This is a genomic window from Chitinispirillales bacterium ANBcel5 (assembly GCA_029688955.1).
Taxonomy (GTDB): Bacteria; Fibrobacterota; Chitinivibrionia; order Chitinivibrionales; family Chitinispirillaceae; genus Cellulosispirillum; species Cellulosispirillum alkaliphilum.
The window spans coordinates 1-1771 of the sequence record JARUKZ010000096.1; the positions used below are offsets into that span (position 1 = coordinate 1).

General features: G+C 50.6%; 1 rRNA gene. It reads right to left on the reverse strand.

Annotated features, from left to right (window positions below):
- Nucleotides 1-100 precede the first annotated feature (100 nt).
- A 16S ribosomal RNA gene (locus QA601_18840) occupies nt 101-1664 on the reverse strand.
- Nucleotides 1665-1771: the final 107 nt, after the last annotated feature.

A 1771-nucleotide genomic window follows, 5' to 3' on the forward strand; every position in this document is an offset into this window, starting at 1 on the left:
AAAAGCGCCTTTACAGCTCTAAAAAAAACTTTGATGTGTGATAACGAGTAACTCCGGTCAATCAACTGATACGCACACTTTCGTGCACGAATCTCCATAGAAAGGAGGTGATCCAGCCGCACCTTCCGATACAGCTACCTTGTTACGACTTAGCCCCAATTAACGGCCTTACCTTCGGCGCACTCTTCCCTTGCGGGTTAGAGAAGCGACTTCGGGTACTGCCATCTTTCATGGCTTGACGGGCGGTGTGTACAAGGCCCGGGAACGTATTCACCGCGGCATGCTGATCCGCGATTACTAGCGATTCCAGCTTCATGAAGTCGAATTGCAGACTTCAATCCGAACTGAGACCGGTTTTAAGGGATTGGCTCAACGTCGCCGTCTGGCATCCCGTTGTACCGGCCATTGTAGCACGTGTCTAGCCCTGGACGTAAGGGCCATGAGGATTTGACGTCATCCCCACCTTCCTCCCAGTTAAACTGGGCAGTCCCCCTAGAGTTCCCAGCATTACCTGATGGCAACTAAGGGCGAGGGTTGCGCTCGTTGCGGGACTTAACCCAACATCTCACGACACGAGCTGACGACAACCATGCAGCACCTGTGCAGAGTGTTCCTTGCGGAAAGGCTTCTATCTCTAAAAACTTTCACTCCCATGTCAAGTCCAGGTAAGGTTCTTCGCGTTGCATCGAATTAAAGCACATGCTCCACCGCTTGTGCGGGCCCCCGTCAATTCCTTTGAGTTTCACCCTTGCGGGCGTACTCCCCAGGCGGGACACTTAATGCGTTAGCTTCGTCACCGAAAAGATTGACTCCTCCGGCAACTAGTGTCCATCGTTTACAGCTAGGACTACCAGGGTATCTAATCCTGTTTGCTCCCCTAGCTTTCGAGCATCAGCGTCAGTATTGGGCCAGATGACCGCCTTCGCTACTGGTGTTCTTCCAGATATCTACGCATTCCACCGCTACACCTGGAATTCCATCATCCTCTCCCATACTCAAGACCTGCAGTATTAAAAGCAAGCCACAGGTTGAGCCTATGGTTTAAACTTCTAACTTACAGATCCGCCTACGCTCTCTTTACGCCCAGTAATTCCGAACAACGCTCGCTCCCTACGTATTACCGCGGCTGCTGGCACGTAGTTAGCCGGAGCTTCCTCGAATGGTACCGTCAGACCTAAAGGGTATTATCCTTTAGGATTTTCTTCCCATTCAACAGAGCTTTACAACCCGAAGGCATTCATCACTCACGCGGCGTTGCTGCGTCAGACTTTCGTCCATTGCGCAAAATTCCCTACTGCTGCCTCCCGTAGGAGTCTGGGCCGTATCTCAGTCCCAATGTGGCCGTTCACCCTCTCAGGCCGGCTACCCATCGCAGCCTTGGTAGGCCATTACCCCACCAACAAGCTAATGGGACGCAAGCTCATCCTTAATCGGTAACTTATAAATAGAGGTCACCTTTAATCACAAACCCATGCAGATTCGTGACCACATCCGGTATTAGCCCCGCGTTGGCAAGGTTATCCCGGTTTTAAGGGCAGATTACTTACGTGTTACTCACCCGTTCGCCGCTTTCACCACAGACGAATCCGTGGATCACGCACGACTTGCATGTATTAAGCACGCCGCCAGCGTTCGTTCTGAGCCAGGATCAAACTCTCCGTAAAGAGTTTATTCTTAGCTTTTATTTTCGCTTAGCATAAATCAAAAAAAGTACTCAAAGTACTAAAATGTTCAGAGAACCCGTTATCACACATCGAAGTTTTCAAAGAGC